This is a genomic window from Citrobacter koseri ATCC BAA-895 (genome assembly GCF_000018045.1).
GTDB lineage: Bacteria > Pseudomonadota > Gammaproteobacteria > Enterobacterales > Enterobacteriaceae > Citrobacter_B > Citrobacter_B koseri.
In genome coordinates this window covers 4,162,968-4,189,464 of record NC_009792.1, presented here as the reverse complement: position 1 = coordinate 4,189,464, position 26,497 = coordinate 4,162,968, and the positions used below count along the sequence as shown (strand labels likewise).

The following is a 26,497-nucleotide window of genomic DNA, read 5'->3' as shown; positions in this document are numbered from 1 at the left end:
GAATCCCTCAGAGTAGTTTAAAGAGATCCAAAGCGGGTTCTGTCGGAACGCCCTGTACGAAGCATTCGACACCGGCGGTTTTCAGGCCATTAAATGCCGTAATATCGTTAGCATCGACAGAAACCGTTTTGGCAATTTGTTGTTTGCCATTGGCATAGTGCATGTTGCCTACATTGATACGTGTTACGGGAACGCCGCCCTCCACCAGCTTGAGGAAATCCGCTGGCGACTTGCAGACCAGCAGAATTTTCTGTCGATCGGCAGCGCGATGGATATTGTCGATCACTTTTTGCAGCGGCCAGAAACGTACGGCGATCCCCTCCGCCAGCACCATCTCCATCAGGTTTTGCTGTACCGGGTCTTCAGCCACTTCGTCATTGGCGACCAGTACCAGATTTGCCCCCGCAAACCCAACCCACTGCACGCCGACCTGGCCGTGGATTAAACGTTCGTCAATTCGACTCAATACAATGTTTGGCATAGCGTTTCCTCTTCGTTGTTATGCGTTTTGGGATGTAACGCCCTGGCAGGCGGCGTGGTACTGCTGTAGTACGTCCTGAATGTGGCTGATAATGAGCTCTCGCGGCGTTGCGTTGAGATCCCCTTCGCGCACTCTGGCGTACTGTAGCGGCAAATACTGGCTGATGAGCGGCAGTGGAATGGGGTCATCCGCCAGGTTGCGAACCAGCCGTGCAAACGCCTCATCAATCTGCTGATCCGGCCAGTAATAGCGAACGCGATCGGAATAACTATAACCACGCGCCAGGCGGCGTGCGTTGCCGTCGCCGTGGTAGTGACTCTGCCAGTATTCCGGTCGATCGAGCATCACGCTTTCCAGCACATGGCGCAGACCAGAGCTGGTTTTGGCGGGTAACAGCTCTTCTTCAATTGCGGCCAGCGAGAATAACGCTTCGCGCAGGGCAAAGGTGAGGGCCGGGCCGACTTTCAGAATCGCAAAGTGATCTTTCACCAGCTGGCGCAGCGACTGTGGCGTCTGGTAATCCGTGGAATGCGCTTCAAACACCAGCGTGTCATACGCTTCTACCATTGCACTCAATGCGATGGCTTTTTGCGGTTGATAATCAATGATATGCGTATGGTCGAACTCAACGCCCGGTTGTACAACCAGCCCGATGATGCGAGGCCAAATGGCGCTCAGTCCCTGTTTCTCAAATGCATGACGATGCGCTTCCAGCGTGGCTCGTGCCGCGTCAGGTGTTGTTACTTCCAGTTCAGTCAATGTCTCATGCGCGCCGCCGGGAACCGGAACTTCAGTACCGATCACGTAAACCAGATCGGATTCGCCAAAATGCTCACGGCAGGTTTCTTCTGCGATCTTCGCCAGTCGCGCGGCGCGCTCAGCAACGATCTCATCGGTTAACGGTATCGGATCGTTGGCGCAGGACATGCTGCAATCGAGATGGATCTTTTTAAACCCGGCCGCCACGTAGCTCTTTATTAAATCATCCGCATTTGCCATCGCCTGGGCGGCAGGCAGATTTTGCCAACGGTTGGGGCCGAGGTGATCGCCGCCCAGAATCAACTGTGATTGTGGAAAATTAAGTGAGTCGGCCAGCTGGTAAACAAAGCCGCGAAAATCGGCGGGCGTCATGCCGGTATAACCCCCGAACTGGTCAACCTGGTTAGAGGTGGCTTCAATCAGCAGTGGGGTATGGTTTGCATGGGCATAACGTATAGCGGCTTCCAGCACCAGTGGATGCGCAGAACAAACGGCATAAATCCCATTTGTGTTCCCTCGTTTATGCTGCTCCACCATTTCTGTTAGATGTTTCACTTTCCTCTCCAGGTTGAATGCTTAAGACAAGTGTCTTTCATTTTGTTTCATCTGATACTGGTGCAAGACGCTATAAAAATAAAACGAAAGATATTGGTTTTCGGATCTGTTTCACAAAAGAAACATAATGAAAGGTTTCAGCGATACGTCGTCTTATGGCTTGCAGGTATGGGGGCTTGCATTCCAGTAAAAGAAAGGCGTTAATAGAAAAATCGAAATGAAACGAAAGATTTGATTAAAGGATTTTTTATGAGCAGTACTGATTCTTCTGCGGATAAGCGCATTACCGCTACCAGCGAAAGGCGGGAGCAAATTATCCAGCGGTTGCGACAGCAGGGAAGCGTACAGGTTAACGATCTTTCCGTCTTATTCGGCGTCTCCACCGTGACCATCCGTAACGATCTGGCTTTTCTCGAAAAACAGGGGATTGCCGTGCGTGCGTATGGCGGCGCGTTAATTTGCGACAGCAATACTCCGGGTATTGAGCCTTCGGTGGAAGATAAAAGTTCACTCAATACCGCTGTAAAGCGCAGTATCGCCCAGGCAGCGGTTTCGCTGATTAAACCCGGACACCGGGTGATCCTTGACTCAGGCACCACGACATATGAAATCGCGCGCATGATGCGCCAGCATACGGATATCATCGCCATGACCAATGGCATGAATGTCGCCAATGCATTGCTGGAAGCTGAGGGAGTGGAACTGCTGATGACTGGTGGGCATCTGCGCCGCCAGTCGCAGTCATTTTATGGTGACCAGGCAGAGCAGTCGCTACAGAATTACCATTTCGATATGTTGTTTCTGGGGGTCGATGCCATTGATTTAGAGCGTGGCGTCAGCACGCACAATGAAGATGAAGCCAGACTTAACCGCCGGATGTGTGAAGTGGCCGAGCGCATCATTGTCGTCACGGACTCCACGAAGTTTAACCGCTCCAGTCTGCATAAGATCATTGATACGCAGCGTATTCATACCATCATTGTGGATGAAGGTATTCCTGTCGACAGTCTGGAAGGTTTACGCAAGAGCGGTATTGAAGTGATTCTGGTGAACGCGTAATTCAGTTATCTGTAAAAGGCCGGATGGTGATGCGATCCCCATCCGGCCTTTTTCGTCATCAGGTCACTGGCGCGGGGTTAAACACGGCCAGCTGGTTATGCAGCCCCCATTGGTCTGAGAAGGTTTTTTTACGACCGCTCGCGACGTCCAGAATAAAGTGGAACAGCTTCCAGCCCACGTCCTCAATACTCTCTTCCCCTGTGGCAATGGTGCCCGCGTTGATGTCCATCAAATCAAACCAGCGATTCGCCAGCTCTGTGCGGGTCGCCATTTTGATTACCGGAACCGCCATCAGGCCATATGGCGTTCCGCGACCGGTTGTGAACACCTGCACGGTGATCCCGGAAGCGACCTGCTGCGTGCCGCAGACAAAATCACTGGCGGGCGTGGCGGCGTAAATTAAACCGCGTTTTGTCGGTCGCTGACCGGGGGACAGCACTTCCACAATTGCGCTCTGCCCGGATTTTGCGATAGAGCCCAACGCTTTTTCCACCACGTTCGCGAGACCGCCTTTTTTGTTGCCCGGCGACGGGTTGGCGCTGCGGTCGGTTTTCCCCATATCAAGATAGTTATCGTACCAGGCCATCTCTTCCAGCAGGCGTTTGCCGACCTCTTCGTTAATCGCGCGTGGCGTGAGAAGGTGGATTGCATCACGGACTTCGGTGACTTCCGAGAACATCACCGTCGCGCCGCAACGCACTAACAGATCCGAGGCGTAACCCACCGCCGGGTTGGCCGTCACGCCGGAAAACGCATCGCTGCCGCCGCACTGCATTCCGACCACCAGTTCGGAAGCCGGGCAGGTTTCACGCTGGCGCTGGTTGAGCTTCGCCAGGTGGCGTTCGGCCACCTGCAAAATATCCTCGACCATTGACTTAAAGCCGACGTGCTGCTCATCCTGCAAACGCACAATACTGGCGCTGTCCACCGGAATCCCTTTCACATCTTCCGTGCCTTCCAGCAGACGTTCCGGCTGAAGTTTTTCACAGCCAAGGCCGATGACCATAACTTCGCCGCCGAAGTTCGGGTTCAACGAGATGTTATGAATGGTGCGGATAGGCACCACGGCCGCTGGCGCGTTGATCGCCACGCCGCAGCCGTACAAGTGGTTCAGACCGACAACGCCGTCTACGTTCGGGTATCCAGGCAGCAGGTCACGCTCAATGATCTTCACGACATAATCCACGACGCCCGCCACGCAGTGTACGCTGGTGGTGATGCCGAGCAGGTTTTTGGTGCCGACGCTGCCATCCGCGTTGCGGTAGCCTTCAAACGTGTAGCCTTCCAGCGGCGGCAGCGGTTCCGGCACTTTCGTCGCCAGCGGCAGGGTGTGTAACGGCGGCGCTTTCGGTAGCTCAACCAGCGACTCATCTATCCAGCTGCCGCGTGCGATGTCGCGAACGGCATAGCCGATCACCTCGCCATAACGCACGATTTCGCCGTGAGCAGGAATCGCCTCCAGCGCCACTTTATGCCCTTGAGGAATATGTTCAACCAACGCCAGACCGTCCGGGAAACGCGTTCCGGCTTGCAGACCATTGTCATTAACAATAATTGCCACGTTATCGGTGTCATGCACTTTAATATAAAACGCGGTTGGCGATTCTTGTCTAATTTCGATATCGGCCATTGTCCAGTATTCTCCAGCCAGGTGGTGATAATAAATGTGTTAAAGAGAACAACTGCTTTTTATTGTCAGAATTAAAAATACGTTGCTGCTAAATAAAGAATGCCAGGAGTTTTTGTTTAAAAATGTGATCGCGATCGGCCATTATTCCCGATGGTACGGGCGCTGGGCGAGTAATGTACAAATCTGTGCATCACCGCCCATGACGTTGTGCAAATGCTCAAAATATTATTCATTGTGAATATTAAAATTGAGCAATACAACAATGTTTAGCGGCGTAAGTATGATTATACTGATTCACGACTTTCATTATCCGCTATCGATAAAATATCAGCGTAATTCCTTAGATGAGCAAATCGAAATATCTCCCGGAATTGCGGAAATAAATAATGATTCATCCAGGGTATAAATGATGAGTAACGATATCTTCCCGAACAAATTTAAAGCTGCGCTGGCAGCGCAACGCATTCAGATCGGCTGTTGGTCCGCGCTGGCAAACCCCATCAGTACGGAAGTGTTAGGGCTGGCAGGTTTTGACTGGCTGGTGCTGGATGGCGAACATGCGCCGAACGATATCTCAACTTTTATTCCACAACTGATGGCGTTGAAAGGCAGCGCCAGCGCGCCGGTGGTACGGGTGCCGACGAACGAGCCGGTCATTATTAAGCGTCTGCTGGATATCGGTTTCTATAACTTCCTGATCCCGTTTGTCGAGACGGAAGAAGAAGCCGTTCGCGCCGTGGCCTCGACGCGTTATCCGCCGGAAGGCATCCGCGGGGTCTCCGTTTCCCATCGCGCCAATATGTTTGGCACCGTGCCGGATTACTTTGCCCAGTCAAATAAGAACATCACCATTCTGGTGCAGATCGAAAGCCAGCAGGGGGTGGATAACGTTGATGCTATCGCGGCCACTGAAGGCGTTGACGGTATTTTTGTCGGCCCAAGCGATCTGGCTGCGGCGTTAGGTCATCTCGGCAACGCCTCTCACCCGGAAGTACAGAAAACCATTCAGCATATCTTTGCCCGCGCCAAAGCCCACGGTAAACCGTGCGGCATTCTGGCGCCGGTCGAAGCCGACGCGCGCCGCTATCTGGAATGGGGCGCGACGTTCGTTGCCGTGGGGAGCGATTTGGGCGTGTTCCGCTCCGCCACGCAAAAGCTGGCTGACGCCTTTAAGAAATAACCACCACTGAAACAAGAGAGAGAAGATTATGACGATGAAAGTAGGTTTCATTGGCCTGGGCATCATGGGTAAACCAATGAGCAAAAACCTCCTCAAAGCCGGTTACTCGCTGGTGGTTTCTGACCGTAACCCTGACGCGATTGCCGAAGTTATTGCCGCAGGCGCAGAAACCGCAACCACGGCAAAAGCCGTTGCCGAACAGTGCGATGTGATTATCACCATGCTGCCGAACTCGCCGCATGTGAAAGAAGTGGCGCTGGGCGAAGGCGGCATTATTGAAGGCGCGAAGCCAGGCACCGTTTTGATCGATATGAGCTCTATCGCTCCGCTGGCAAGCCGTGAAATCAGCGATGCGCTGAAAGCAAAAGGTATCGATATGCTGGATGCGCCGGTAAGCGGCGGCGAGCCGAAAGCGATCGACGGTACGCTGTCGGTGATGGTTGGCGGCGATAAAGCGATTTTCGATAAATATTACGATCTGCTAAAAGCAATGGCCGGTTCCGTGGTGCATACCGGTGATATCGGTGCGGGCAACGTGACCAAACTGGCTAACCAGGTGATTGTCGCGCTGAACATCGCAGCCATGTCTGAAGCGCTGACGCTGGCGACCAAAGCGGGGGTGAACCCGGATCTGGTGTATCAGGCGATTCGCGGCGGTCTGGCGGGTAGCACCGTGCTGGATGCGAAAGCGCCGATGGTGATGGAACGGAATTTCAAACCGGGCTTTCGCATCGATCTGCATATTAAAGATCTGGCGAATGCGCTGGACACCTCTCATGGCGTAGGCGCGCAGCTGCCGCTGACCGCCGCCGTGATGGAAATGATGCAGGCGCTACGTGCCGATGGTCTGGGCACGGCCGACCATAGCGCCCTGGCCTGCTACTACGAAAAACTGGCGAAAGTGGAAATCGCTCGCTAATGACGTCATGCCCGGTCGCGCGCGGCGGTCCGGGCCTATGACCCTGGCCGGATAAGTGAAACGCCATCCGGCGTTGTGCAGTAACAGGCTACAACTATGAAAATCGTAATCGCCCCAGACTCTTATAAAGAAAGCCTTTCTGCCGCTGAAGTTGCGCAGGCGATAGAAAAAGGATTCCGGGAAATTTTTCCCGATGCGCAGTATGTTTCTATCCCGGTCGCTGACGGCGGAGAGGGAACGGTCGAAGCCATGATTGCCGCCACGCATGGAACGCAGTATACCGCTTTTGTGACGGGGCCGCTGGGGGAGACCGTCATGGCCAACTGGGGCATGTCCGGGGACGGCAGCACCGCGTTTATTGAAATGGCGGCGGCCAGCGGGCTGGCGTTGGTTCCGCCAGAAAAGCGTAATCCGTTGATTACTACGTCGCGCGGTACCGGAGAGCTGATCCTGCATGCGCTGGAGCACGGCGCCAGAAGCATTATCATCGGCATTGGCGGCAGCGCGACCAATGACGGCGGCGCGGGCATGGTGCAGGCGCTGGGCGCCCGATTAACGGATGCGAACGGTACTGAAATTGGGAACGGCGGCGGCAGCCTGAACAGCCTGAATGCGATTGATGTCTCTGGTCTCGATCCGCGTTTAAAAACGTGTGCTATCCGGGTGGCCTGCGATGTGACCAATCCACTGACGGGCGAAAATGGCGCGTCGCGAATCTTTGGGCCGCAGAAAGGCGCGACCGAAAAGCTCATTCATGAACTGGACGGCAATCTTGCTCATTATGCCGACATGATTAAAAAGTCGCTGCGCGTGGATGTGGAAAATGTCCCCGGCGCGGGCGCGGCTGGCGGGATGGGGGCGGCCTTAATGGCTTTCCTCGGCGCAGAGTTGCGCAGCGGCATTGAGATAGTCACCACGGCGCTCAATCTGGAAGAACATATCCACGACTGCGCGTTAGTCGTCACCGGCGAAGGGCGTATCGACAGCCAGAGTATTCACGGCAAAGTACCGATAGGCGTCGCCAGTGTGGCGAAAAAGTATCATAAGCCAGTGATTGGGATCGCGGGGAGTCTGACGCATGATGTGGGAGTGGTGCATCAGCATGGCATTGATGCCGTGTTCAGCGTGCTTACCCGCATTGGCACGCTGGATGAAGCCTTTCGCGGCGCGTTTGATAATATCTACCGCGCCTCGCGAAACATCGCCGCAACGCTGGCGATAGGAATGCGCAGTGCAGGGTGACAATGGCGTGCAAACCCTCTATACTGCGCGCCGAAGCTGACCAGACAGTCGCCGCTTCGTCGTCGTCCCTTTCGGGGGAGACGGGCGGAGGGGAGGAAAGTCCGGGCTCCATAGGGCAGGGTGCCAGGTAACGCCTGGGGGGCGCAAGCCCACGACCAGTGCAACAGAGAGCAAACCGCCGATGGCCCGCGCAAGCGGGATCAGGTAAGGGTGAAAGGGTGCGGTAAGAGCGCACCGCGCGGCTGGTAACAGTTCGCGGCACGGTAAACTCCACCCGGAGCAAGGCCAAATAGGGGTTCATAAGGTACGGCCCGTACTGAACCCGGGTAGGCTGCTTGAGCCAGTGAGCGATTGCTGGCCTAGATGAATGACTGTCCACGACAGAACCCGGCTTATCGGTCAGTTTCACCTCTTCATGTAAAAACCCGCTTCGGCGGGTTTTTGCTTTCATAGCGTTTGGGTTTCCCGGTACTGCCTGATGGCTTATCAGGAGCGCTTTGGTAGGCCGGATAAGACGCGTGAGCGTCGCCATCCGGCAGATTCTCCGCGTACGTTGCCTGATGGCGCTGCGCTTATCAGGCCTACGGCAGAGCGCTTTGGTAGGCTGGATAAGACGCGTGAGCGTCACCATCCGGCGGATTCTCCGCGTACGTTGCCTGATGGCGCTGCGCTTATCAGTCCTGTGGCTGAGCGCTTTGGTAGGCCGGATAAGACGCGCCAGCGTCGCCATCCGGCGGATTCCCCGCAGAAGGTGCCCGATCGCGCTGCGTAACATAATTTCCCCGCCAAAAGATATTTCTTGTTCTGTGACCACTAACACAAAACGCTGTGTGGTGATTTTTTAACCGGATAAAAGATTGGCTGTTGATCGCTATCACAAAATTACGCGCTACAAAAATTGACAATCACAGTGTTAATATATTGTTGGTAATGATAATGGTGTGTATTAAATGAATTAAATATTCGTGTGCGTAATGTTTTTTTACAAACAAATAAGAAGAAAAAATGTGATATGCCACAATCTTTAATCCCAATAAGGGTGTAATTGTACTTATTTTTGATTAATTGTCCGTTAAATTTAAACGTAAATCTGCGTGTTAATTATGCGATAATTGATTGAATTATCGTCTTTCCCGAATTTGTAAAATAGCGAATGAAACGCATATGTTATCGCCATAAAATATTGTTATCCCCTCATGATTTTTTGACAAAAATCATGATAAAGTGCAGTCATGTTCTTTTAACTTATTGATAATAAATGATTTATTTTTTAAAAAATAAGCTTACAAAATGTAAGGTAAGTTAATTTGTGAGTAGTCGCACATAACCATGTAACCTTTATTTGGTACACTTCATGCCGTCAACAAAGTAATTAGTGCAGGTCGATATGAATACTATTCTTCTCCCTAAAACACAGCACTTGGTGGTCTTTCAGGAAGTCATTAGAAGTGGTTCTATCGGTTCTGCCGCAAAAGAGTTAGGGTTAACTCAGCCTGCTGTAAGTAAAATTATCAATGATGTTGAGGCCTATTTTGGCGTTGAGTTAATCGTTCGCAAAAATACCGGTGTCACGTTAACCAGCGCAGGTCAGGTGCTGCTTACCTGGTCTGAATCCATCACCCGTGAAATGAAAAACATGGTGAACGAGATGAACAGCATGACCTGCAACACGGTGGTCGACGTTTCGTTTGGTTTTCCTTCGTTGATTGGCTTTACCTTTATGTCTGACATGATTCATAAATTTAAAGAGGTGTTCCCAAAAGCGCAGGTGTCGATGTATGAAGCGCAGCTCTCCTCGTTCCTGCCCGCGATTCGCGACGGACGCCTGGATTTCGCTATCGGCACGCTCAGTGATGAGATGAAACTACAGGATCTACACGTGGAACCGCTTTTTGAGTCAGAGTTTGTCCTGGTGGCCAGTAAGTCCCGAACATGCACCGGCATCACCACACTGGAATCGTTGCAGAACGAACAGTGGGTGTTGCCACAAACGAATATGGGCTACTACAGCGAACTCCTCACCAAGTTACAAAGAAATGGCATCAGCAGTGAAAACATCGTTAAAACAGATTCCGTTGTCACTATTTATAATCTTGTTCTCAATGCTGATTTTCTGACCGTCATTCCCTGCGATATGACATCTCCATTCGGTTCAAACCAGTTTATTACGATTCCAGTAGAGGAAGATTTACCGGTCGCGCGTTATGCCGCGATCTGGTCTAAAAACTATCGGATTAAAAAAGCAGCATCGGTTTTGGTGGAATTAGCCAAAGAATATTCATCTTATAATGGTTGCAGACGAAAGCAATTAATAGAAATTAAGTAACGGATTAAATTTAATTTAATCAAAAACTGATGCCATCTGTCTGAATATCGGACGTTGGTACTGACTATTTATTTTACCTTAATACCCAGGTTAAGAGGTTATAATGCATATTACATACGATCTCCCGGTTGCGATTGAAGATATCCTCGAAGCGAAAAAAAGACTTGCGGGGAAAATTTATAAAACAGGTATGCCGCGCTCTAACTATTTCAGCGAGCGCTGCAAAGGCGAAATATTCCTTAAGTTCGAAAATATGCAACGCACGGGCTCTTTTAAAATCCGCGGTGCGTTTAACAAACTCAGTTCATTAACGGAAGAAGAAAAACGTAAAGGCGTGGTGGCTTGCTCTGCCGGTAACCATGCGCAAGGGGTGTCTCTCTCCTGCGCGATGCTCGGTATCGACGGCAAAGTCGTGATGCCGAAAGGCGCGCCGAAGTCCAAAGTGGCGGCCACCTGCGACTACTCCGCTGAAGTGGTGCTGCACGGTGACAACTTCAACGATACCATCGCCAAAGTGAGCGAAATTGTTGAGACTGAAGGCCGCATTTTTATTCCACCTTATGACGATCCGAAAGTGATTGCCGGGCAGGGAACGATTGGCCTGGAAATTATGGAAGATCTGTATGATGTCGATAACGTCATTGTACCAATTGGCGGCGGCGGTCTGATTGCCGGTGTTGCGATTGCTATTAAATCCATTAACCCGACAATTAAAGTTATTGGCGTACAGTCCGAAAACGTACACGGCATGGCGGCATCTTATCATGCAGGAGAAATAACCACTCACCGAACGACCGGCACCCTGGCGGATGGTTGTGATGTTTCTCGCCCGGGTAATTTAACGTATGAGATTGTTCGTGAATTAGTGGATGACATTGTCCTGGTCAGCGAAGATGAAATTCGTAACAGCATGATTGCATTAATTCAGCGCAATAAAGTCGTCACTGAAGGCGCTGGCGCACTGGCATGTGCCGCATTATTAAGCGGGAAATTAGATAGCTATATCCAGAACAGAAAAACGGTCAGCATTATTTCTGGCGGCAATATCGATCTTTCTCGTGTATCGCAAATTACGGGCTTAGTTGACGCTTAAACCCGGCTATTAATCTTTTCGTTGAGGATAGGATATGAGTACTACTGATAGCATTGTATCCAGCCAGACAAAACAGTCGTCCTGGCGTAAATCGGACACCACATGGACACTGGGACTATTTGGTACTGCCATCGGCGCCGGGGTGTTGTTCTTCCCTATTCGCGCAGGCTTTGGCGGGCTGATCCCGATTCTTTTGATGCTGGTGTTGGCCTACCCCATCGCGTTTTACTGCCACCGTGCGCTGGCGCGCCTGTGTCTTTCCGGTTCTAACCCTTCCGGCAACATCACAGAAACGGTAGAAGAGCACTTTGGTAAAACAGGCGGCGTGGTCATCACGTTCCTGTACTTCTTCGCTATCTGTCCGCTGCTGTGGATTTATGGCGTAACCATTACCAACACCTTTATGACCTTCTGGGAAAACCAGTTGCAGATGCCGGCGCTTAACCGTGGCTTTGTGGCGCTGTTCCTGCTGCTGCTGATGGCTTTCGTTATCTGGTTTGGTAAAGACCTGATGGTTAAAGTGATGAGCTACCTGGTATGGCCGTTCATTGCCAGCCTGGTGCTGATCTCTCTGTCGCTGATCCCTTACTGGAACTCTGCGGTTATCGATCAGGTGGATCTCAGCAATATCGCGTTAACCGGGCATGACGGCATTCTGGTTACCGTGTGGCTGGGTATCTCCATCATGGTGTTCTCCTTTAACTTCTCGCCTATCGTCTCTTCTTTCGTGGTTTCCAAACGTGAAGAGTATGAGAAAGACTTTGGTCGTGAATTTACCGAGCGTAAATGTTCACAGATCATCTCCCGCGCCAGCATGCTGATGGTGGCCGTGGTGATGTTCTTCGCCTTCAGCTGCCTGTTCACGCTCTCTCCGGCCAACATGGCGGATGCGAAAGCGCAGAACATTCCGGTGCTCTCATATCTGGCGAACCACTTTGCGTCGCTGTCTGGCACTAAATCAACGTTTGCTACGGTTCTGGAGTACGGGGCTTCCATCATCGCACTGGTCGCTATCTTCAAATCGTTCTTCGGTCACTATCTGGGCACGCTGGAAGGCCTGAACGGTCTGGTGCTGAAGTTTGGTTACAAAGGCGATAAAACCAAAGTTTCACTGGGCAAACTCAACACCATCAGCATGATCTTCATCATGGGTTCCACCTGGGTTGTGGCATACGCCAACCCGAACATCCTGGACCTGATTGAAGCAATGGGTGCGCCGATCATTGCCTCGCTGCTCTGCCTGCTGCCGATGTACGCCATCCGTAAAGCGCCGTCACTGGCGAAATACCGTGGTCGTCTGGATAACGTGTTTGTGACCGTGATTGGTCTGCTGACCATCCTGAATATCGTGTACAAACTGTTCTAATCCTTTAGCTCAGGATGAGCGGAGTAGTGAAATGAATGAATTTCCGGTAGTTCTGGTGATTAACTGTGGATCGTCTTCCATTAAGTTTTCAGTACTGGATGCAACCCATTGCGATGTGTTAATGGCAGGAATTGCGGACGGTATTAATTCTGAAGATGCGTTTTTATCCGTAAATGGAGGAGAGCCAGCTAAGCTGGCTCACCACAGCTACGAAGGCGCATTAAAGGCGATTGCGTTTGAACTGGAAAAACGTAATTTAATCGACAGCGTGGCCTTAATTGGCCACCGTATTGCCCACGGCGGAAATATCTTTACGGCATCAGCCATTATTACGGATGAAGTTATCGAGAATATCCGCCGGGTTTCTCCTTTAGCACCGTTACATAATTACGCCAATTTAAGCGGAATTGAATCGGCTCAGCATCTTTTCCCGGGCGTACAGCAGGTGGCGGTATTTGATACCAGCTTCCATCAAACGATGGCGCCTGAAGCGTATTTGTACGGCTTGCCGTGGAAATATTTTGAGGAGTTGGGCGTCCGGCGCTATGGCTTTCATGGCACCTCGCACCGCTATGTCTCGCAACGTGCGCATGACCTTCTTGCGTTACAGGAAGAGGACTCGGGTCTGGTTGTCGCGCATCTGGGCAATGGCGCTTCTATCTGTGCCGTTCGTAACGGTCAAAGCGTCGATACCTCTATGGGGATGACCCCGCTGGAAGGGCTGATGATGGGCACCCGCAGCGGCGATGTGGACTTCGGCGCGATGGCGTGGATTGCCAGCGAAACCAACCAGACGCTGGGCGATATGGAACGCGTGGTGAATAAAGAGTCTGGTTTGCTGGGGATTTCCGGTCTGTCATCTGACTTACGTGTACTGGAAAAAGCCTGGCATGAAGGGCATGAACGTGCGCAACTGGCGATTAAAACCTTTGTGCACCGTATTGCCCGCCACATTGCCGGGCATGCCGCATCGTTACACCGTCTGGACGGTATTATTTTTACCGGGGGGATTGGCGAAAACTCCGTGTTAATTCGCCGCCTGGTCATTGAACATTTGGCTGTTCTGGGCGTGAAATTAGATCACGAGATGAATAGCCTGCCTAATTCTCACGGTGAAAGAATTATCTCCAGCAAAGACACCAACGTTATTTGTGCCGTCATTCCAACGAATGAAGAAAAAATGATTGCCCTCGACGCTATTCATTTAGGCAAAGTTAACGCACCTGTGGAATTTGCATAATTTATTGTTGTTCTGTAGAGAGACTATTTTTCATGAAGGTAAATATCGATACCAGCGATATGCTGTATGCCGAAGCCTGGCTTGGCTTTAAAGGTACGGACTGGAAAGAAGAAATTAATGTCCGTGATTTTATTCAGCACAACTATACACCCTATGAGGGAGATGAATCCTTCCTCGCGGAAGCCACGCCTGCGACTACCGCATTGTGGGAAAAAGTTATGGCGGGTATTCGTATTGAAAACTCGACGCATGCGCCAGTCGATTTCGATACCAACATTGCGACCACCATTACTGCCCATGACGCGGGTTATATTGAGCAGGAGCTGGAAAAAATCGTCGGTTTGCAAACCGATAAGCCACTCAAGCGCGCGCTGCATCCGTTTGGCGGCATCAATATGATCAAAAGCTCATTCCAGGCGTATGGTCGTGAAATGGATGCTGATTTTGAATATCAGTTTACCGAGCTGCGTAAAACCCATAACCAGGGTGTATTCGACGCGTATTCGCCGGATATGCTGCGCTGCCGTAAATCCGGGGTGCTGACCGGCTTACCGGATGGCTACGGTCGTGGGCGTATTATCGGCGACTATCGCCGCGTTGCGCTGTACGGTATCCGTTATCTGGTGCGCGAGCGTGAGTTGCAGTTTGCCGATCTCCAGTCAAATCTGGAGTGGGGGCAGAACCTTGAAGCGACGATTCGCCTGCGTGAAGAGCTGGCCGAACACCGTCGTGCGCTGCTGCAAATGCAGGAAATGGCCGCCAAATACGGCTGCGATATCTCCCGTCCGGCGCGTAACGCGCAGGAAGCCGTCCAGTGGCTTTACTTCGCCTATCTGGCAGCGGTGAAATCGCAGAACGGCGGCGCAATGTCGCTGGGCCGTACCGCGTCGTTCCTCGACATCTACATTGAGCGAGACTTCAAAGCCGGGATCTTAACGGAAGAACAGGCGCAGGAACTGATCGACCACTTCATCATGAAGATCCGCATGGTGCGCTTCCTGCGCACGCCGGAATTTGACACGCTGTTCTCCGGCGATCCGATTTGGGCAACCGAAGTGATCGGCGGTATGGGGCTGGATGGCCGCACGCTGGTGACCAAAAACTCCTTCCGCTATCTGCATACCCTGCACACGATGGGGCCTGCGCCAGAGCCGAACCTGACCGTGCTGTGGTCAGAAGCGCTGCCGGTCGCTTTTAAAAAGTATGCGGCACAGGTGTCGATCGTCACTTCATCTTTGCAGTATGAAAATGACGATCTGATGCGCGCTGACTTTGACAGCGATGATTACGCCATTGCTTGCTGCGTCAGCCCAATGGTCATCGGTAAGCAGATGCAGTTCTTCGGCGCCCGCGCCAACCTCGCTAAAACGCTGCTGTATGCAATCAACGGCGGTGTGGATGAGAAGCTGAAAATCCAGGTCGGGCCGAAAACGGCGCCATTAATGGATGACGTGCTGGATTACGACACGGTGATGGAGAGCCTTGACCACTTCATGGACTGGCTGGCGGTGCAGTACATCAGCGCGCTGAATATCATCCACTACATGCACGACAAGTACAGCTACGAAGCGTCGCTGATGGCGCTGCACGATCGTGACGTTTATCGCACGATGGCATGCGGCATCGCGGGGCTGTCCGTGGCGACGGATTCGCTGTCCGCCATCAAGTACGCGAAGGTGAAACCGGTGCGCGACCATAACGGGCTGGCAGTCGATTTTGTCATCGAAGGCGAATATCCGCAGTACGGCAACAACGACGAGCGCGTGGACAGCATTGCCTGCGATCTGGTTGAACGCTTTATGAAGAAAATTAAAGTGTTGCCAACCTACCGCAACGCGGTGCCGACACAGTCCATTCTGACCATCACCTCGAACGTGGTGTACGGCCAGAAAACCGGGAATACGCCGGATGGACGTCGTGGCGGTACGCCGTTCGCGCCGGGTGCGAACCCGATGCACGGCCGTGACCGTAAAGGCGCTGTCGCTTCGCTGACTTCCGTCGCGAAACTGCCGTTCACCTATGCCAAAGACGGGATTTCCTACACCTTCTCCATTGTGCCTGCGGCGTTGGGCAAAGATGACGGCGTGCGGAAAACCAATCTGGTCGGCCTGCTGGACGGATACTTCCATCATGAAGCGCATGTGGAAGGCGGTCAGCACCTGAACGTCAACGTGATGAACCGTGAAATGCTGCTGGACGCCATCGAGCACCCGGAAAGCTATCCGAACCTGACGATCCGCGTGTCCGGCTACGCCGTGCGCTTTAATGCGCTCACCCGCGAGCAACAGCAGGATGTGATTTCACGTACCTTTACCCAGGCGATATAACGCCGGAGGCGCTATGAGAAAGATTATTGCCACCCAACATGCACCGGGAGCCATCGGCCCCTACGTACAGGGTGTGGATTTGGGCAGTATGGTGCTGACCTCAGGTCAGATCCCGGTATGCCCGCAAACGGGCGAGGTCGCGGAAAATGTCGTCGATCAGGCGCGTCAGAGCCTGGAAAACGTCAAAGCGATTGTGGAAGCTGCGGGCCTGAAAGTGGGCGATATCGTGAAGACCACTGTGTTCATTACCGATCTGAACGATTTCACCACCATCAACGAGGTGTATCAGCAGTTCTTTGATGAGCATCAGGCGACTTACCCTACGCGCAGCTGTGTGCAGGTCGCCCGTTTGCCGAAGGATGTGAAGCTGGAGATTGAAGCTATCGCGGTGCGTGGCGATACGCTGTAACCCCCTGCGGGGCGATCGTCAGGATCGCCCCGATCCCAAAAACGAGTGTGAAACTATTTGATGTCTGGTCTCCACTGAACGGCAATCCGAGGTTCTGGATATGATTAGCGCATTCGATATTTTTAAGATTGGCATTGGACCTTCCAGCTCCCATACCGTAGGGCCGATGAATGCAGGAAAATGTTTTATCGATCAACTGACCAGCAAGGGTGATTTACTTCGCACGACGCGTATTACGGTTGATCTGTATGGATCGTTATCGCTGACCGGGAAAGGTCATGCGACGGATACCGCCATCATGATGGGGCTGGCAGGCAACAGCCCGCAAAACGTGAATATCGACGCGATTCCCACCTTTATTGAAGACGTAACGCGCAGTGGACGCCTGCCGGTGGCCGAGGGAGCGCACGTTGTTGATTTCCCGGTAGCAGACAGCATTCTCTTTCACGCCGAAACGCTACCGCGCCATGAAAATGGGATGCGTATTACGGCATGGAACGGGCAAGAGACGCTGTTGAGCAAAACCTATTACTCCATCGGCGGCGGGTTTATCGTCGAAGAGGAGCGTTTCGGGCAGGCGCATGATGTCGAAACGCCAGTACCTTATGATTTTCACTCGGCCAGCGAACTGCTGAAACTGTGTGAGCGAAACGGGCTTTCGGTCTCTGGCCTGATGATGCAAAACGAGCTGGCGTTGCGCAGCAAAGAGGAGATTGACGCCGGATTCGCGCGCATCTGGGATGTGATGCACGCCGGGATTGAACGCGGCATGAACACCGAGGGCGTACTGCCGGGGCCGCTGAATGTGCCGCGTCGCGCCGTTGCGTTAAGGCGTCTGCTGGTCTCCAGCGACAGCCTCTCCAGCGACCCGATGAACGTTATCGACTGGATCAACATGTTTGCGCTGGCCGTCAGTGAAGAGAACGCGGCAGGAGGACGGGTCGTAACGGCGCCAACTAACGGCGCATGCGGCATTATTCCAGCTGTACTGGCCTATTACGATAAGTTCCGCCGTCCGGTGAATGCCAACTCGATTGCCCGCTATCTGCTGGCTGCGGGCGCGATTGGCGCGCTGTATAAGATGAATGCGTCTATCTCCGGTGCGGAAGTGGGCTGTCAGGGGGAAGTTGGCGTCGCCTGCTCGATGGCGGCGGCAGGGCTGACGGAACTGCTGGGCGGTAGTCCATCGCAGGTTTGCATTGCGGCGGAAATCGCGATGGAGCACAACCTGGGATTGACCTGCGATCCGGTGGCCGGGCAGGTGCAAATTCCTTGCATTGAACGTAACGCGATTAATGCGGTAAAAGCGGTGAATGCGGCGCGAATGGCGCTGCGGCGAACATCTGAGCCACGGGTGTCGCTCGATAAAGTGATCGAGACGATGTATGAAACCGGCAAGGATATGAACGATAAGTACCGCGAGACTTCGCGCGGTGGGCTGGCGATTAAGGTCGTTTGTACCTGAGGTGAATAGCCGTGCCTGATGGCGCTGCGCTTATCAGGCCTACGGTTTACGTACGTTTGCAGGCCGGAGAAGGCGCAAGCGCCGCCATCCGGCAATGAATTAATCAACATGGCATGATAAAAAGGTGCACTTTAGTGCACCTTTTTTGTTGTGATCTGCTTCAAGAATAGAAATTCAATTCTTTATTTGGCCGTAAAAGAGAAAATATTTCTTAACTTTTAGAAATTACAGGGGTTTGTTTGTGAAGTTTTTCTCTGATCCTGCGCGTATGATTTCCTCACTACTCCAATAACTCGCCTGCGCACGACGTACCGCGTATCGCCTTGATGCGGCACGGAAAAATAATAAAAAACTCTACCTACATATTAAGCGAGAACGTAATGGAAACGGCAACGAATAACAGCGTAATACTCGACGCATCAGCTCCGGCGCGCCGGGCAGGGATGACCGAAAGCGAATGGCGCGAAGCCATTAAATTCGACAGCACCGACACGGGCTGGGTCATCATGAGTATTGGTATGGCGATCGGCGCGGGGATTGTTTTTCTCCCGGTGCAGGTCGGTTTAATGGGGCTGTGGGTCTTTTTACTCTCCTCTATTATCGGCTATCCCGCGATGTATCTGTTCCAGCGCCTGTTCATCAACACGCTGGCGGAGTCCCCGGAATGTAAAGACTACCCGAGCGTCATCAGCGGCTATCTGGGGAAAAACTGGGGCATCCTGTTAGGCGCACTCTACTTTGTGATGCTGGTGATCTGGATGTTTGTCTACTCCACCGCCATCACTAACGACAGCGCCTCTTATCTGCACACCTTTGGCGTCACGGAAGGTTTGCTCTCCGACAGCCCGTTCTATGGACTGGTGCTGATTTGCATTCTGGTGGCGATCTCGTCACGCGGCGAGCAGCTTCTGTTCAAGATTTCGACCGGCATGGTGCTGACTAAACTGCTGGTTGTCGCGGCACTCGGCGTCTCAATGATCGGGATGTGGCATTTGTACAACATTGGCGCGCTGCCGCCGATGGCGCTGTTGATTAAAAACGCCATCATCACCTTGCCGTTTACGCTGACCTCCATCCTGTTTATCCAGACCTTGAGTCCGATGGTGATCTCTTATCGTTCACGCGAAAAATCCATTGAGGTCGCACGGCATAAAGCGCTGCGCGCCATGAATATCGCGTTCGGCATTCTGTTTGTTACCGTCTTTTTCTACGCGGTCTCTTTCACCCTGGCGATGGGGCATGACGAAGCGGTCAAAGCCTATGAGCAGAACATCTCTGCACTGGCGATCGCCGCGCAGTTTATTAGCGGCGCGGGTGCGGGCTGGGTGAAAGTGGTCAGCGTGATCCTGAATATCTTTGCCGTTATGACCGCGTTCTTCGGCGTTTATTTAGGCTTTCGCGAAGCGACTCAGGGAATTGTGATGAACCTGCTGCGCCGCAGAATGCCTGTCGAGAAGATTAACGAACGCTTCGTGCAGCGCGGCATTATGGTTTTCGCCATCTTACTGGCCTGGAGCGCCATTGTGCTGAATGCGCCGGTGCTGAGTTTCACCTCTATCTGTAGCCCGATCTTCGGCATGGTGGGATGTTTGATCCCGGCCTGGCTGGTCTACAAAGTTCCTGCACTGCACAAATACAAGGGCGCGTCTCTGTATCTGATTATCGTCACGGGTTTGCTGCTGTGCGTTTCTCCGTTCCTGGCATTTGCTTGATCTTCCTGAAAGTAAGGTTGTTGTTATGTTTGAGTCTACAGAAAATCCGTTATGGCAGCGTTTTATCCTCGCAGTACAGGAAGAGGTAAAACCGGCACTGGGATGTACGGAACCTGTCTCTCTGGCGCTGGCGGCGGCGGTTGCCGCGGCTGAACTTGACGGCGAAGTTGAACGCGTTGACGCGTGGGTCTCGCCGAACCTGATGAAGAATGGCCTGGGCGTCACCGTACCGGGCACCGGGATGGTTGGGCTTCCCATTGCGGCAGCGCTGGGGGCGCTTGGCGGCGATGCCAGCGCGGGGCTGGAAGTGTTGAAAAACGCCTCTTCGGGGGCGATTGCGGATGCGAAAGCGATGCTGGCTGCCGGGAAGGTGTCGGTGATGTTGCAGGAGCCATGCGACGACATCCTCTTCTCACGCGCTAAAGTGTACAGCGGCGATGCGTGGGCCTGCGTAACGATCGTCGGCGGGCACACCAATATCGTGCGCATTGAAACTCACACTGGGGTGATCTTTACGCAGACCGAAAGCGTGCAGGGGGAGGCGCAAGAATCGCCGCTGTCGGTCTTATCAAAGACCTCGCTGGAAGAGATTCTGGCGTTTGTGAATGCGGTGCCATTTGTGTCAATCCGCTTTATTCTGGAGGCCGCCAGACTGAACGGCGCGCTGTCGCAGGAAGGATTGCGCGGCACCTGGGGGCTGCATATCGGGGCGACGTTGCAAAAGCAGTGCGCACGCGGTCTGCTGGCGGACGATCTGTCAACGGCGATCCTGATTCGCACCAGCGCAGCTTCGGATGCGCGGATGGGCGGCGCGACGCTGCCAGCCATGAGTAACTCCGGCTCCGGCAATCAGGGGATCACCGCGACGGTTCCCGTAATGGTGGTGGCGGAGCATGTGGGGGCGGATGACGAACGTCTGGCGCGCGCCCTGATGCTCTCGCACCTGAGCGCGATCTACATTCACCATCAGCTTCCACGCCTGTCAGCGCTCTGTGCGGCGACCACGGCGGCAATGGGGGCGGCGGCAGGAATGGCGTGGCTGATGGATGGCCGCTATAACACGATTGCGATGGCGATCAGCAGTATGATCGGCGACGTGAGCGGGATGATATGCGACGGCGCATCGAATAGCTGTGCGATGAAGGTATCGACCAGCGCGTCTGCGGCCTGGAAAGCGGTGTTAATGGCGCTGGATGATACGGCGGTGACCGGCAACGAAGGAATTGTGGCGCATAACGTCGAGCAATCTATTTCGAATTTATGCGCGTTGGCCTGTCATGCAATGCAGCAAACCGACCGTCAGGTTATCGAAATTATGGCCAGTAAGGCGCATTAACCCGGTGGCGCGGGTTTGCCTGATGGCGCTGCGCTTATCAGGCCTACGGTAACTTGCGTTTGTAGGCCGGATAAGGCGTTTACGCCGCCATCCGGCATTACGTTTATCGGTAATCAGAAGCCGCCTTTTCAGGCGGCTTCATCTTCTTCCGCTAACCGGATCTCTGCATCCGCGACGATCGCTTCCAGTTCGGTTAGCATCTCCTCGTAGCCAAATTTCCCGGGCGCGTTTGCCGCATCCTGTGCTGCGGGTTGGGTTACGGATTGATGCTTTTTAGCCGATTTTTTGCTCACAGTCATAACTCCCTTATTTTTTCTGACTACACAGGCAAATCTATCAGTAAAGCGCGCAATGGCGTGTCGGCAACTAACGTTATGTTAGCTTCATCACGAATAAATGCGCCGTCGCCGCAGGTAAGCGCTTCTCGCTCCTCGTTATGCGTTACCGCATGAAACGTACCGTGAATCGACTGCAAATAGGCGCGTGGGCCATGCAGTTGAAAGCTCAGCGACTCGCCTTTTTTCAGCTCAATATGGTGCACCCAGACCTGCTGGCGTAATTGCAGGCTGTCATGCTCTCCATCCGGGGAGGCGAGGAGTTGCTGTTTGCTCGCGGTTAGCGTGGTTTTCTGTACCAACGGGTTTTCCCGCTCAGGACAGGCGTCCAGCCATAGCTGCATCCTGGTAAGCGACTTATCTTTACTGAGGTTATGCTCGCTATAGCTAATGCCCGGCTGCGTGGCGAGCAGCAGGGCTTCGCCCGCTTTCGCCTGGACATGATTGCCTTCGCTGTCGCGATATTCCGCTTCGCCTTCCAGAATCAGGTTTAAAATATCCACCTTCGGGTAGGTGCGCGGCTGGAAGGAGGCGCCCGGCGCCAGCACTTCCTGGTTGAGTACGCGCAGGGAGGCATAGCCCAGCAGTTTAGGGTCGAAGTAGTGTCCAAAGGAGAAGGTATAACGGGCCTGCAACCATCCGTAGTCTGCCTGTCCGCACTGTTTGGCTGTTCGGGTAGTAATCATAATTCTTGACCTCTCTTTACTTCCTTTTATGTTAAGGGGCTGGACGCTGCATTGTTAGCCAGATATTCTGCCCGGTATGTTCAAATTTCCTGAATGAGAACGATATGGCCAAAGAAAGGGCGTTAACACTGGAAGCGTTACGCGTCATGGACGCAATAGATCGACGCGGGAGCTTCGCGGCGGCGGCAGATGAGTTAGGTCGCGTACCATCCGCGCTCAGCTACACCATGCAAAAACTGGAAGAAGAGCTGGATGTGGTGTTGTTTGACCGCTCCGGCCATCGGACAAAATTCACCAATGTAGGGCGTATGCTGCTGGAACGCGGGCGCGTATTGCTGGAAGCGGCAGACAAGCTGACCACCGATGCCGAAGCGCTGGCGCGCGGTTGGGAAACGCACCTGACGCTGGTGACAGAAGCGCTGGTGCCGACCTCAGCCTTCTTCCCGCTGATTGACCGACTGGCCGCGAAAGCCAACACCCAGCTTTCGGTGATCACGGAAGTGCTGGCGGGCGCCTGGGAACGTCTGGAGCAGGGGCGGGCCGATATTGTGATTGCACCGGATATGCATTTCCGCTCGTCGTCAGAAATTAACTCCCGCAAACTGTATACGCTGATGAACGTCTACGTGGCGGCGCCGGACCATCCGATTCATCAGGAGCCGGAGCCGCTGTCTGAAGTGACCCGCGTGAAATATCGTGGTGTGGCGGTGGCGGATACCGCCCGCGAGCGACCGGTATTGACCGTGCAGCTGCTGGACAAACAGCCGCGCCTGACGGTGAGTACCATTGAAGACAAACGTCAGGCTTTGCTGGCCGGGCTGGGCGTCGCGACCATGCCGTATCCGCTGGTCGAACAGGATATTGCACAAGGAAGACTGCGGGTCGTCAGCCCGGAATCGACCAGTGAAATTGATATTATTATGGCCTGGCGACGCGACAGCATGGGCGAGGCGAAAGCCTGGTGCCTGCGGGAAATCCCGAAACTGTTTGCCAGCAGATAAGAGCGCAAGCCCGGTTTAGCCGGATGGCGGTGCAGGCGCTCGCGTAGGCCTGATAAGCGCAGCGCCATCAGGCATCTACCGGCTTCACTTCAGGGCAGAATTTTAGGGTCCTGCCCGAAGCGGTTTTCGCCTGGCGTACCGTTCTGGCAGTTAAAGAGGATGATGACCAGCCAGCCAATAACAGGGATGAGGAGCAGCAACAGCCACCATGCGGAACGATCGGTATCATGCAACCGACGGAACTGTACTGCCCACCACGGTAAGAAAATCAGAATGCCATAAATGGTTGTCAGCACGCCTTCGCCCCCGGCGCGTTGCCAGCCGAACATCTTGTCCAGCACGCCCAGCACGAACGTAAAAATGACGTTGACCAGAATAAACATCCAGTACTCTTTACGACGCGCGCGGCCGCCAAAGCCGATATAGTTCTTCAATACTTTTAAATACCAGTCCATTTTCGCCTCAACATACGGTCAATCACTTGTTTTTAAATAAGAATAGCCGTGAATGGAATGGTGGTAAATATTCGAATGATTAATGTGTTTAATGCATCGGGCGGGTAAGGTGAGTCAGCGCCGCCATCAGGCTGTTTTCTGGTGGCGGCGTAAAGGGATTATCCCGCTTTTGCAAAGCGGACGTCGCGCCCGTGAGACTCATTGAGATCCTGCAACGGGCCGATGGAGATAATCCCCGTCGGGTTGATGGTTTTGTGGCTACGGAAGTAGTGGTTACGGATATGGTCGAAGTTGACGGTTTCCGCAATGCCGGGTATCTGCCAGATATCGCGCAGGAAACCATAAAGATTCAGGTAATCGCTGATGCGGTATTTATCGCACTTGAAGTGCGTAACGTAAACCTGGTCAAAACGCACCAGCGTGGTCCACAGGCGAATGTCCGCCTCGGTTAACTGGTCGCCGGTCAGGTAACGGTGCTGCCCCAGGATTTGCTCCAGACGCGCCAGTGACTCGAACACTTTCTCTACGGCTTCATCATAGGCCTGCTGGCTGGTGGCGAACCCGGCTTTGTACACGCCGTTGTTGACGTTGTCATAAATCCAGCTATTGAGCTCGTCAATTTTTCCGCGCAGGGCCGTCGGGTAGTAATCCCCGGCTTTGGCGCCCAGCGCATCGAATGCGGTATTGAACATACGAATGATTTCCGCCGATTCATTACTGACGATGGTGTGATTCTTTTTATCCCACAATACCGGTACGGTGACGCGACCGCTGTAGTGCGGATCGGCATGCAGATAGAGTTGATACAGAAACTCGTGTTGATACAGCGTATCACCGGTTGCCGCCGGGAAATTATCATCAAACGTCCAGCCATTCTCCAGCATCAGCGGATTCACAACAGAAACGGAGATAAACGGTTCCAGCCCCTTGAGCTTACGCAGGATCAGCGTGCGATGCGCCCACGGGCAGGCAAGTGAAACATACAGGTGATAGCGATCTTTTTCGGCGGCAAAGCCCCCTTCGCCAGTCGGACCCGGCGCGCCATCAGCGGTGAGCCAGTTACGGAAAGCCGATACAGAACGTTGAAATTTCCCCCCCGTAGACTTGGTGTCATACCAGGTGTCATGCCATACGCCGTCAATCAGTTGTCCCATTTTCTCTCTCCTCCAGATAGCAAAAACGAGGAGAATATCCCCTCGTTTTTTGATTCAGTATAGCGTGCTTACCACTTTTTATTCAGGACGCGGTCGATGCTGAATGCGCCCGGCCCTGTGATGGCCAGCAGCAGGAAACCGCCTGCGATGGTCAGGTTTTTCATGAACATCAGTGAGTTCACGCCTTCCGCAAAGTTGCTGTGGAAGATGAACGCGGTCAGCAGGGTAAAGCCTGCGGTAAACAGCGCCGTTGTACGGGTCAGGAAACCGAACAGAATCGCCAGACCGCCACCAAACTCAAGCAGGATAGTCAGCGGTAACAGGAACCCCGGAACACCCATCGCTTCCATGTATTGTTGGGTACCCGCATAACCGGTGATTTTTCCCCAACCTGCGGTGATAAACAGAATGGGCATCAGAATGCGCGCTACCAGTACACCAACATCTTCTAATTTTTTCATTTTACTCTCCAGGGAACCACTCAGGCTGCTGATTTCATTTTTTGTGCAATCACGCGGAATGTCGCGTCGTTGCGGTTGATGGAGAGAATCATAAACGTGACATGTAACAATTGTTAGCAAGGAAAACTGTCAATAATTTTCAAAAATTTTGAGTGACAGGGCACAGATTGCCGAATGGCGGTGTAAACACCTTATTGGATCAACAACAATACGTAGACCCGATAAGCGTAGCGCCATCGGGCGTTATGCCGGATGGCGAGGAGGAAGGGGGCAGGAATCAGCCGCGCAGCTGCTGTTTTCGGATCGTGCTTTTGACCAGCCGCCAGGCGCTCCAGATGCCAAAACCACGTTTTGCCCAGCGCACCAGCAGATTCGGGTGGCGAATTGTCCAGATAGCCATAACGCTGCTGCCGACCAGCGCCCAGGAACGCAGGCTGATCAGCGTGTTCCAGCCGCGATCCCAGCTGTCCGTCGCTTCCAGCCAGTCGCGACGACCGGCTGAAAGGTCCAGCCTTTGCTGCTGGATTTGGCTGAGCAGCAACGCCTTACGCTTTTGACGTTCGACTTTACTGCTCACGGCTTATCATCCTCCAGAATTTGCCGGTCGTTAGCCAGTTCATGACGCGTATGGCGTAACAGCGTTGACTGGCGGGCTTTGTGTAACGTCCAGAGTCCGCCGATCAGCGCCAGAACCAGCAACACAACGGTGGTGGCGATCATTGCATTGAGGCGATACTGAGGGTCAACCGCCCAGATGATAAGCACCATCAGGCTCATCAGACCGAACGCCGCGAAAAGCATGGTCAGCCCCAGCATCAGCAGAAGCTGAAAGAGATTCGCTTTTTCCTCTTCCAGTTCCACAACCGCCAGTCGCAGTCGGGTTTCTACCATCTCAACAAGGATAGTGACAATCCGCTGCCCGATGCCCAGAACGCTTTTGCCTGGCCCCTGCGCGTGATGAGAATCCGCCATAATTAACGACGCGTCAGCAGTACGCCCAGCACCACACCAACGGCTGCGCCAATGCCGACGCCCGTCCACGGGTTCTCGCGTACATAGTCGTCAGCGCGCGCTGCGGCTTCGCGGGTTTGTTTGGCAATCGCATCGCCGGTTTCGCCCAGACGGTTGCGGCTTTCTTTCAGCGCGCGCTCGGCTTTGCTACGAATCTTACTCAACTCTTCTTTCGACTTATCGCCAGAGGAGCTAAGCACCTCTTCGAGCGTATCAGCCAGGGATTTCAACTCAGCGCGCAGATGTTCCGTAGTGTTATCTTTCGACATAGTTTTCTCCAGGTGAGTGAGTCGTT

The 26,497-nt window shown here is 53.3% G+C and carries 25 protein-coding genes, 1 other RNA gene and 2 pseudogenes; 17 read left to right on the top strand and 11 right to left on the bottom strand.

The annotated features are described in order from the left end of the window. Window positions 1–7 precede the first annotated feature (7 nt). Both agaV and kbaZ read right to left on the bottom strand, forming a co-directional pair. Complete coding sequence (agaV, locus tag CKO_RS19315; protein ID WP_012135267.1) at window positions 8–481, bottom strand: PTS N-acetylgalactosamine transporter subunit IIB; 474 nt, start codon at window positions 479–481, stop codon at window positions 8–10. Between the two features lie 18 nt (window positions 482–499). Beyond that, complete coding sequence (gene kbaZ, locus CKO_RS19310; RefSeq protein WP_012135266.1) at window positions 500–1,777, bottom strand: tagatose-bisphosphate aldolase subunit KbaZ; 1,278 nt, start codon at window positions 1,775–1,777, stop codon at window positions 500–502. Window positions 1,778–2,044: 267 nt separating this feature from the next. Between kbaZ and CKO_RS19305 the strand changes: the two genes are divergently transcribed. Beyond that, on the top strand, window positions 2,045–2,854 hold the full coding sequence (locus CKO_RS19305) for a DeoR family transcriptional regulator (RefSeq protein WP_012135265.1): 810 nt from the start codon (window positions 2,045–2,047) through the stop codon (window positions 2,852–2,854). 58 nt (window positions 2,855–2,912) lie between these two features. On the opposite strand, the gene garD is transcribed toward CKO_RS19305, so the two are convergent. Continuing rightward, on the bottom strand, window positions 2,913–4,484 hold the full coding sequence (garD, locus tag CKO_RS19300) for a galactarate dehydratase (RefSeq protein WP_012135264.1): 1,572 nt from the start codon (window positions 4,482–4,484) through the stop codon (window positions 2,913–2,915). A gap of 409 nt (window positions 4,485–4,893) precedes the next feature. Here garD and garL point away from each other — a divergent pair, with 409 nt between their 5' ends. The 15 genes and pseudogenes from garL to CKO_RS23840 form a co-directional block, all read left to right on the top strand. Then, window positions 4,894–5,664: a 2-dehydro-3-deoxyglucarate aldolase gene (gene garL / locus CKO_RS19295; protein ID WP_024130976.1), complete on the top strand. Its 771-nt coding sequence runs from the start codon at window positions 4,894–4,896 to the stop codon at window positions 5,662–5,664. 28 nt (window positions 5,665–5,692) lie between these two features. Further along, window positions 5,693–6,583 carry a 2-hydroxy-3-oxopropionate reductase gene (garR, locus tag CKO_RS19290; RefSeq protein WP_012135258.1) on the top strand — a complete coding sequence of 297 codons (891 nt, stop codon included), beginning with the start codon at window positions 5,693–5,695 and terminating at the stop codon, window positions 6,581–6,583. Window positions 6,584–6,679: 96 nt separating this feature from the next. Beyond that, window positions 6,680–7,825 carry a glycerate 2-kinase gene (gene garK / locus CKO_RS19285; RefSeq protein ID WP_012135257.1) on the top strand — a complete coding sequence of 382 codons (1,146 nt, stop codon included), beginning with the start codon at window positions 6,680–6,682 and terminating at the stop codon, window positions 7,823–7,825. 32 nt (window positions 7,826–7,857) lie between these two features. Then, window positions 7,858–8,236, top strand: an RNA gene (gene rnpB / locus CKO_RS22815) — RNase P RNA component class A. 67 nt (window positions 8,237–8,303) lie between these two features. After that, entirely contained in the window at window positions 8,304–8,597 is a 294-nt protein-coding gene (locus CKO_RS19280; protein ID WP_024130975.1) for a hypothetical protein, read from the top strand. Between the two features lie 615 nt (window positions 8,598–9,212). Continuing rightward, window positions 9,213–10,151, top strand: a complete 939-nt coding sequence (gene tdcA, locus CKO_RS19275; protein ID WP_012135255.1) for a transcriptional regulator TdcA — start codon at window positions 9,213–9,215, stop codon at window positions 10,149–10,151. 103 nt (window positions 10,152–10,254) lie between these two features. Continuing rightward, window positions 10,255–11,244, top strand: coding sequence for a bifunctional threonine ammonia-lyase/L-serine ammonia-lyase TdcB (gene tdcB / locus CKO_RS19270; RefSeq protein WP_012135254.1), 990 nt, complete (start codon window positions 10,255–10,257; stop codon window positions 11,242–11,244). Window positions 11,245–11,278: 34 nt separating this feature from the next. Beyond that, window positions 11,279–12,610 carry a threonine/serine transporter TdcC gene (gene tdcC, locus CKO_RS19265; protein ID WP_012135253.1) on the top strand — a complete coding sequence of 444 codons (1,332 nt, stop codon included), beginning with the start codon at window positions 11,279–11,281 and terminating at the stop codon, window positions 12,608–12,610. Window positions 12,611–12,641: 31 nt separating this feature from the next. After that, window positions 12,642–13,850, top strand: a complete 1,209-nt coding sequence (gene tdcD, locus CKO_RS19260) for a propionate kinase (RefSeq protein WP_024130974.1) — start codon at window positions 12,642–12,644, stop codon at window positions 13,848–13,850. Between the two features lie 32 nt (window positions 13,851–13,882). Next, a complete protein-coding gene (gene pflB, locus CKO_RS19255; RefSeq protein ID WP_012135251.1) occupies window positions 13,883–16,177 on the top strand; it encodes a formate C-acetyltransferase in 2,295 nt (764 codons plus the stop codon). A 13-nt stretch (window positions 16,178–16,190) separates the two neighbouring features. After that, the gene (locus tag CKO_RS19250; RefSeq protein ID WP_012135250.1) at window positions 16,191–16,586 is read left to right on the top strand and encodes an enamine/imine deaminase; all 396 of its coding nucleotides are present in this window, start codon (window positions 16,191–16,193) and stop codon (window positions 16,584–16,586) included. A 100-nt stretch (window positions 16,587–16,686) separates the two neighbouring features. Further along, on the top strand, window positions 16,687–18,051 hold the full coding sequence (tdcG, locus tag CKO_RS19245; RefSeq protein WP_012135249.1) for an L-serine ammonia-lyase: 1,365 nt from the start codon (window positions 16,687–16,689) through the stop codon (window positions 18,049–18,051). A gap of 380 nt (window positions 18,052–18,431) precedes the next feature. Continuing rightward, window positions 18,432–19,763 (top strand): SLC5/6 family protein, encoded by a 1,332-nt coding sequence (locus tag CKO_RS19240; protein WP_024130973.1) that lies wholly within the window; start codon window positions 18,432–18,434, stop codon window positions 19,761–19,763. 25 nt (window positions 19,764–19,788) lie between these two features. Next, window positions 19,789–21,099 (top strand): L-cysteine desulfidase family protein, encoded by a 1,311-nt coding sequence (locus CKO_RS19235; RefSeq protein WP_012135247.1) that lies wholly within the window; start codon window positions 19,789–19,791, stop codon window positions 21,097–21,099. A 15-nt stretch (window positions 21,100–21,114) separates the two neighbouring features. Continuing rightward, a pseudogene (locus tag CKO_RS23840) lies at window positions 21,115–21,207 on the top strand (hypothetical protein); the annotation flags it as partial. A 20-nt stretch (window positions 21,208–21,227) separates the two neighbouring features. Here the strand turns inward: CKO_RS23840 and CKO_RS23485 are convergent. Both CKO_RS23485 and CKO_RS19225 read right to left on the bottom strand, forming a co-directional pair. Further along, window positions 21,228–21,392: a hypothetical protein gene (locus tag CKO_RS23485; RefSeq protein WP_047463896.1), complete on the bottom strand. Its 165-nt coding sequence runs from the start codon at window positions 21,390–21,392 to the stop codon at window positions 21,228–21,230. A 26-nt stretch (window positions 21,393–21,418) separates the two neighbouring features. Further along, on the bottom strand, window positions 21,419–22,120 hold the full coding sequence (locus CKO_RS19225) for a pirin family protein (RefSeq protein WP_012135244.1): 702 nt from the start codon (window positions 22,118–22,120) through the stop codon (window positions 21,419–21,421). A 104-nt stretch (window positions 22,121–22,224) separates the two neighbouring features. Between CKO_RS19225 and yhaJ the strand changes: the two genes are divergently transcribed. Continuing rightward, window positions 22,225–23,121, top strand: a complete 897-nt coding sequence (gene yhaJ, locus CKO_RS19220) for a DNA-binding transcriptional regulator YhaJ (protein WP_012135243.1) — start codon at window positions 22,225–22,227, stop codon at window positions 23,119–23,121. Between the two features lie 89 nt (window positions 23,122–23,210). Here the strand turns inward: yhaJ and CKO_RS19215 are convergent, their stop codons facing one another. From CKO_RS19215 to CKO_RS19190, 6 genes and pseudogenes are all read right to left on the bottom strand, one after another. Continuing rightward, entirely contained in the window at window positions 23,211–23,576 is a 366-nt protein-coding gene (locus CKO_RS19215) for a DUF805 domain-containing protein (RefSeq protein WP_012135242.1), read from the bottom strand. 158 nt (window positions 23,577–23,734) lie between these two features. Next, window positions 23,735–24,730, bottom strand: coding sequence for a glutathione S-transferase family protein (locus tag CKO_RS19210; RefSeq protein ID WP_012135241.1), 996 nt, complete (start codon window positions 24,728–24,730; stop codon window positions 23,735–23,737). A gap of 68 nt (window positions 24,731–24,798) precedes the next feature. Further along, window positions 24,799–25,191 (bottom strand): DoxX family protein, encoded by a 393-nt coding sequence (locus CKO_RS19205; protein ID WP_012135240.1) that lies wholly within the window; start codon window positions 25,189–25,191, stop codon window positions 24,799–24,801. A 277-nt stretch (window positions 25,192–25,468) separates the two neighbouring features. Then, complete coding sequence (locus CKO_RS19200) at window positions 25,469–25,768, bottom strand: YqjK-like family protein (RefSeq protein WP_012135239.1); 300 nt, start codon at window positions 25,766–25,768, stop codon at window positions 25,469–25,471. Further along, window positions 25,758–26,163 (bottom strand): annotated as a pseudogene (locus CKO_RS19195) (phage holin family protein). Before CKO_RS19195 ends, CKO_RS19200 begins: the two are co-directional and overlap by 11 nt. Before the next feature lie 2 nt (window positions 26,164–26,165). Further along, window positions 26,166–26,471: an ElaB/YgaM/YqjD family protein gene (locus CKO_RS19190; RefSeq protein ID WP_012135237.1), complete on the bottom strand. Its 306-nt coding sequence runs from the start codon at window positions 26,469–26,471 to the stop codon at window positions 26,166–26,168. Window positions 26,472–26,497 lie beyond the last annotated feature (26 nt).

Bases quoted from the DNA above. Each gene is read 5' to 3' on its own strand.
- agaV (WP_012135267.1), bottom strand. From the start codon at position 481: ATGCCAAACATTGTATTGAGTCGAATTGACGAACGTTTAATCCACGGC.
- kbaZ (WP_012135266.1), bottom strand. From the start codon at position 1,777: ATGGTGGAGCAGCATAAACGAGGGAACACAAATGGGATTTATGCCGTT.
- CKO_RS19305 (WP_012135265.1), top strand. From the start codon at position 2,045: ATGAGCAGTACTGATTCTTCTGCGGATAAGCGCATTACCGCTACCAGC.
- garD (WP_012135264.1), bottom strand. From the start codon at position 4,484: ATGGCCGATATCGAAATTAGACAAGAATCGCCAACCGCGTTTTATATT.
- garL (WP_024130976.1), top strand. From the start codon at position 4,894: ATGAGTAACGATATCTTCCCGAACAAATTTAAAGCTGCGCTGGCAGCG.
- garR (WP_012135258.1), top strand. From the start codon at position 5,693: ATGACGATGAAAGTAGGTTTCATTGGCCTGGGCATCATGGGTAAACCA.
- garK (WP_012135257.1), top strand. From the start codon at position 6,680: ATGAAAATCGTAATCGCCCCAGACTCTTATAAAGAAAGCCTTTCTGCC.
- CKO_RS19280 (WP_024130975.1), top strand. From the start codon at position 8,304: ATGGCTTATCAGGAGCGCTTTGGTAGGCCGGATAAGACGCGTGAGCGT.
- tdcA (WP_012135255.1), top strand. From the start codon at position 9,213: ATGAATACTATTCTTCTCCCTAAAACACAGCACTTGGTGGTCTTTCAG.
- tdcB (WP_012135254.1), top strand. From the start codon at position 10,255: ATGCATATTACATACGATCTCCCGGTTGCGATTGAAGATATCCTCGAA.
- tdcC (WP_012135253.1), top strand. From the start codon at position 11,279: ATGAGTACTACTGATAGCATTGTATCCAGCCAGACAAAACAGTCGTCC.
- tdcD (WP_024130974.1), top strand. From the start codon at position 12,642: ATGAATGAATTTCCGGTAGTTCTGGTGATTAACTGTGGATCGTCTTCC.
- pflB (WP_012135251.1), top strand. From the start codon at position 13,883: ATGAAGGTAAATATCGATACCAGCGATATGCTGTATGCCGAAGCCTGG.
- CKO_RS19250 (WP_012135250.1), top strand. From the start codon at position 16,191: ATGAGAAAGATTATTGCCACCCAACATGCACCGGGAGCCATCGGCCCC.
- tdcG (WP_012135249.1), top strand. From the start codon at position 16,687: ATGATTAGCGCATTCGATATTTTTAAGATTGGCATTGGACCTTCCAGC.
- CKO_RS19240 (WP_024130973.1), top strand. From the start codon at position 18,432: ATGGAAACGGCAACGAATAACAGCGTAATACTCGACGCATCAGCTCCG.
- CKO_RS19235 (WP_012135247.1), top strand. From the start codon at position 19,789: ATGTTTGAGTCTACAGAAAATCCGTTATGGCAGCGTTTTATCCTCGCA.
- CKO_RS19225 (WP_012135244.1), bottom strand. From the start codon at position 22,120: ATGATTACTACCCGAACAGCCAAACAGTGCGGACAGGCAGACTACGGA.
- yhaJ (WP_012135243.1), top strand. From the start codon at position 22,225: ATGGCCAAAGAAAGGGCGTTAACACTGGAAGCGTTACGCGTCATGGAC.
- CKO_RS19215 (WP_012135242.1), bottom strand. From the start codon at position 23,576: ATGGACTGGTATTTAAAAGTATTGAAGAACTATATCGGCTTTGGCGGC.
- CKO_RS19210 (WP_012135241.1), bottom strand. From the start codon at position 24,730: ATGGGACAACTGATTGACGGCGTATGGCATGACACCTGGTATGACACC.
- CKO_RS19205 (WP_012135240.1), bottom strand. From the start codon at position 25,191: ATGAAAAAATTAGAAGATGTTGGTGTACTGGTAGCGCGCATTCTGATG.
- CKO_RS19190 (WP_012135237.1), bottom strand. From the start codon at position 26,471: ATGTCGAAAGATAACACTACGGAACATCTGCGCGCTGAGTTGAAATCC.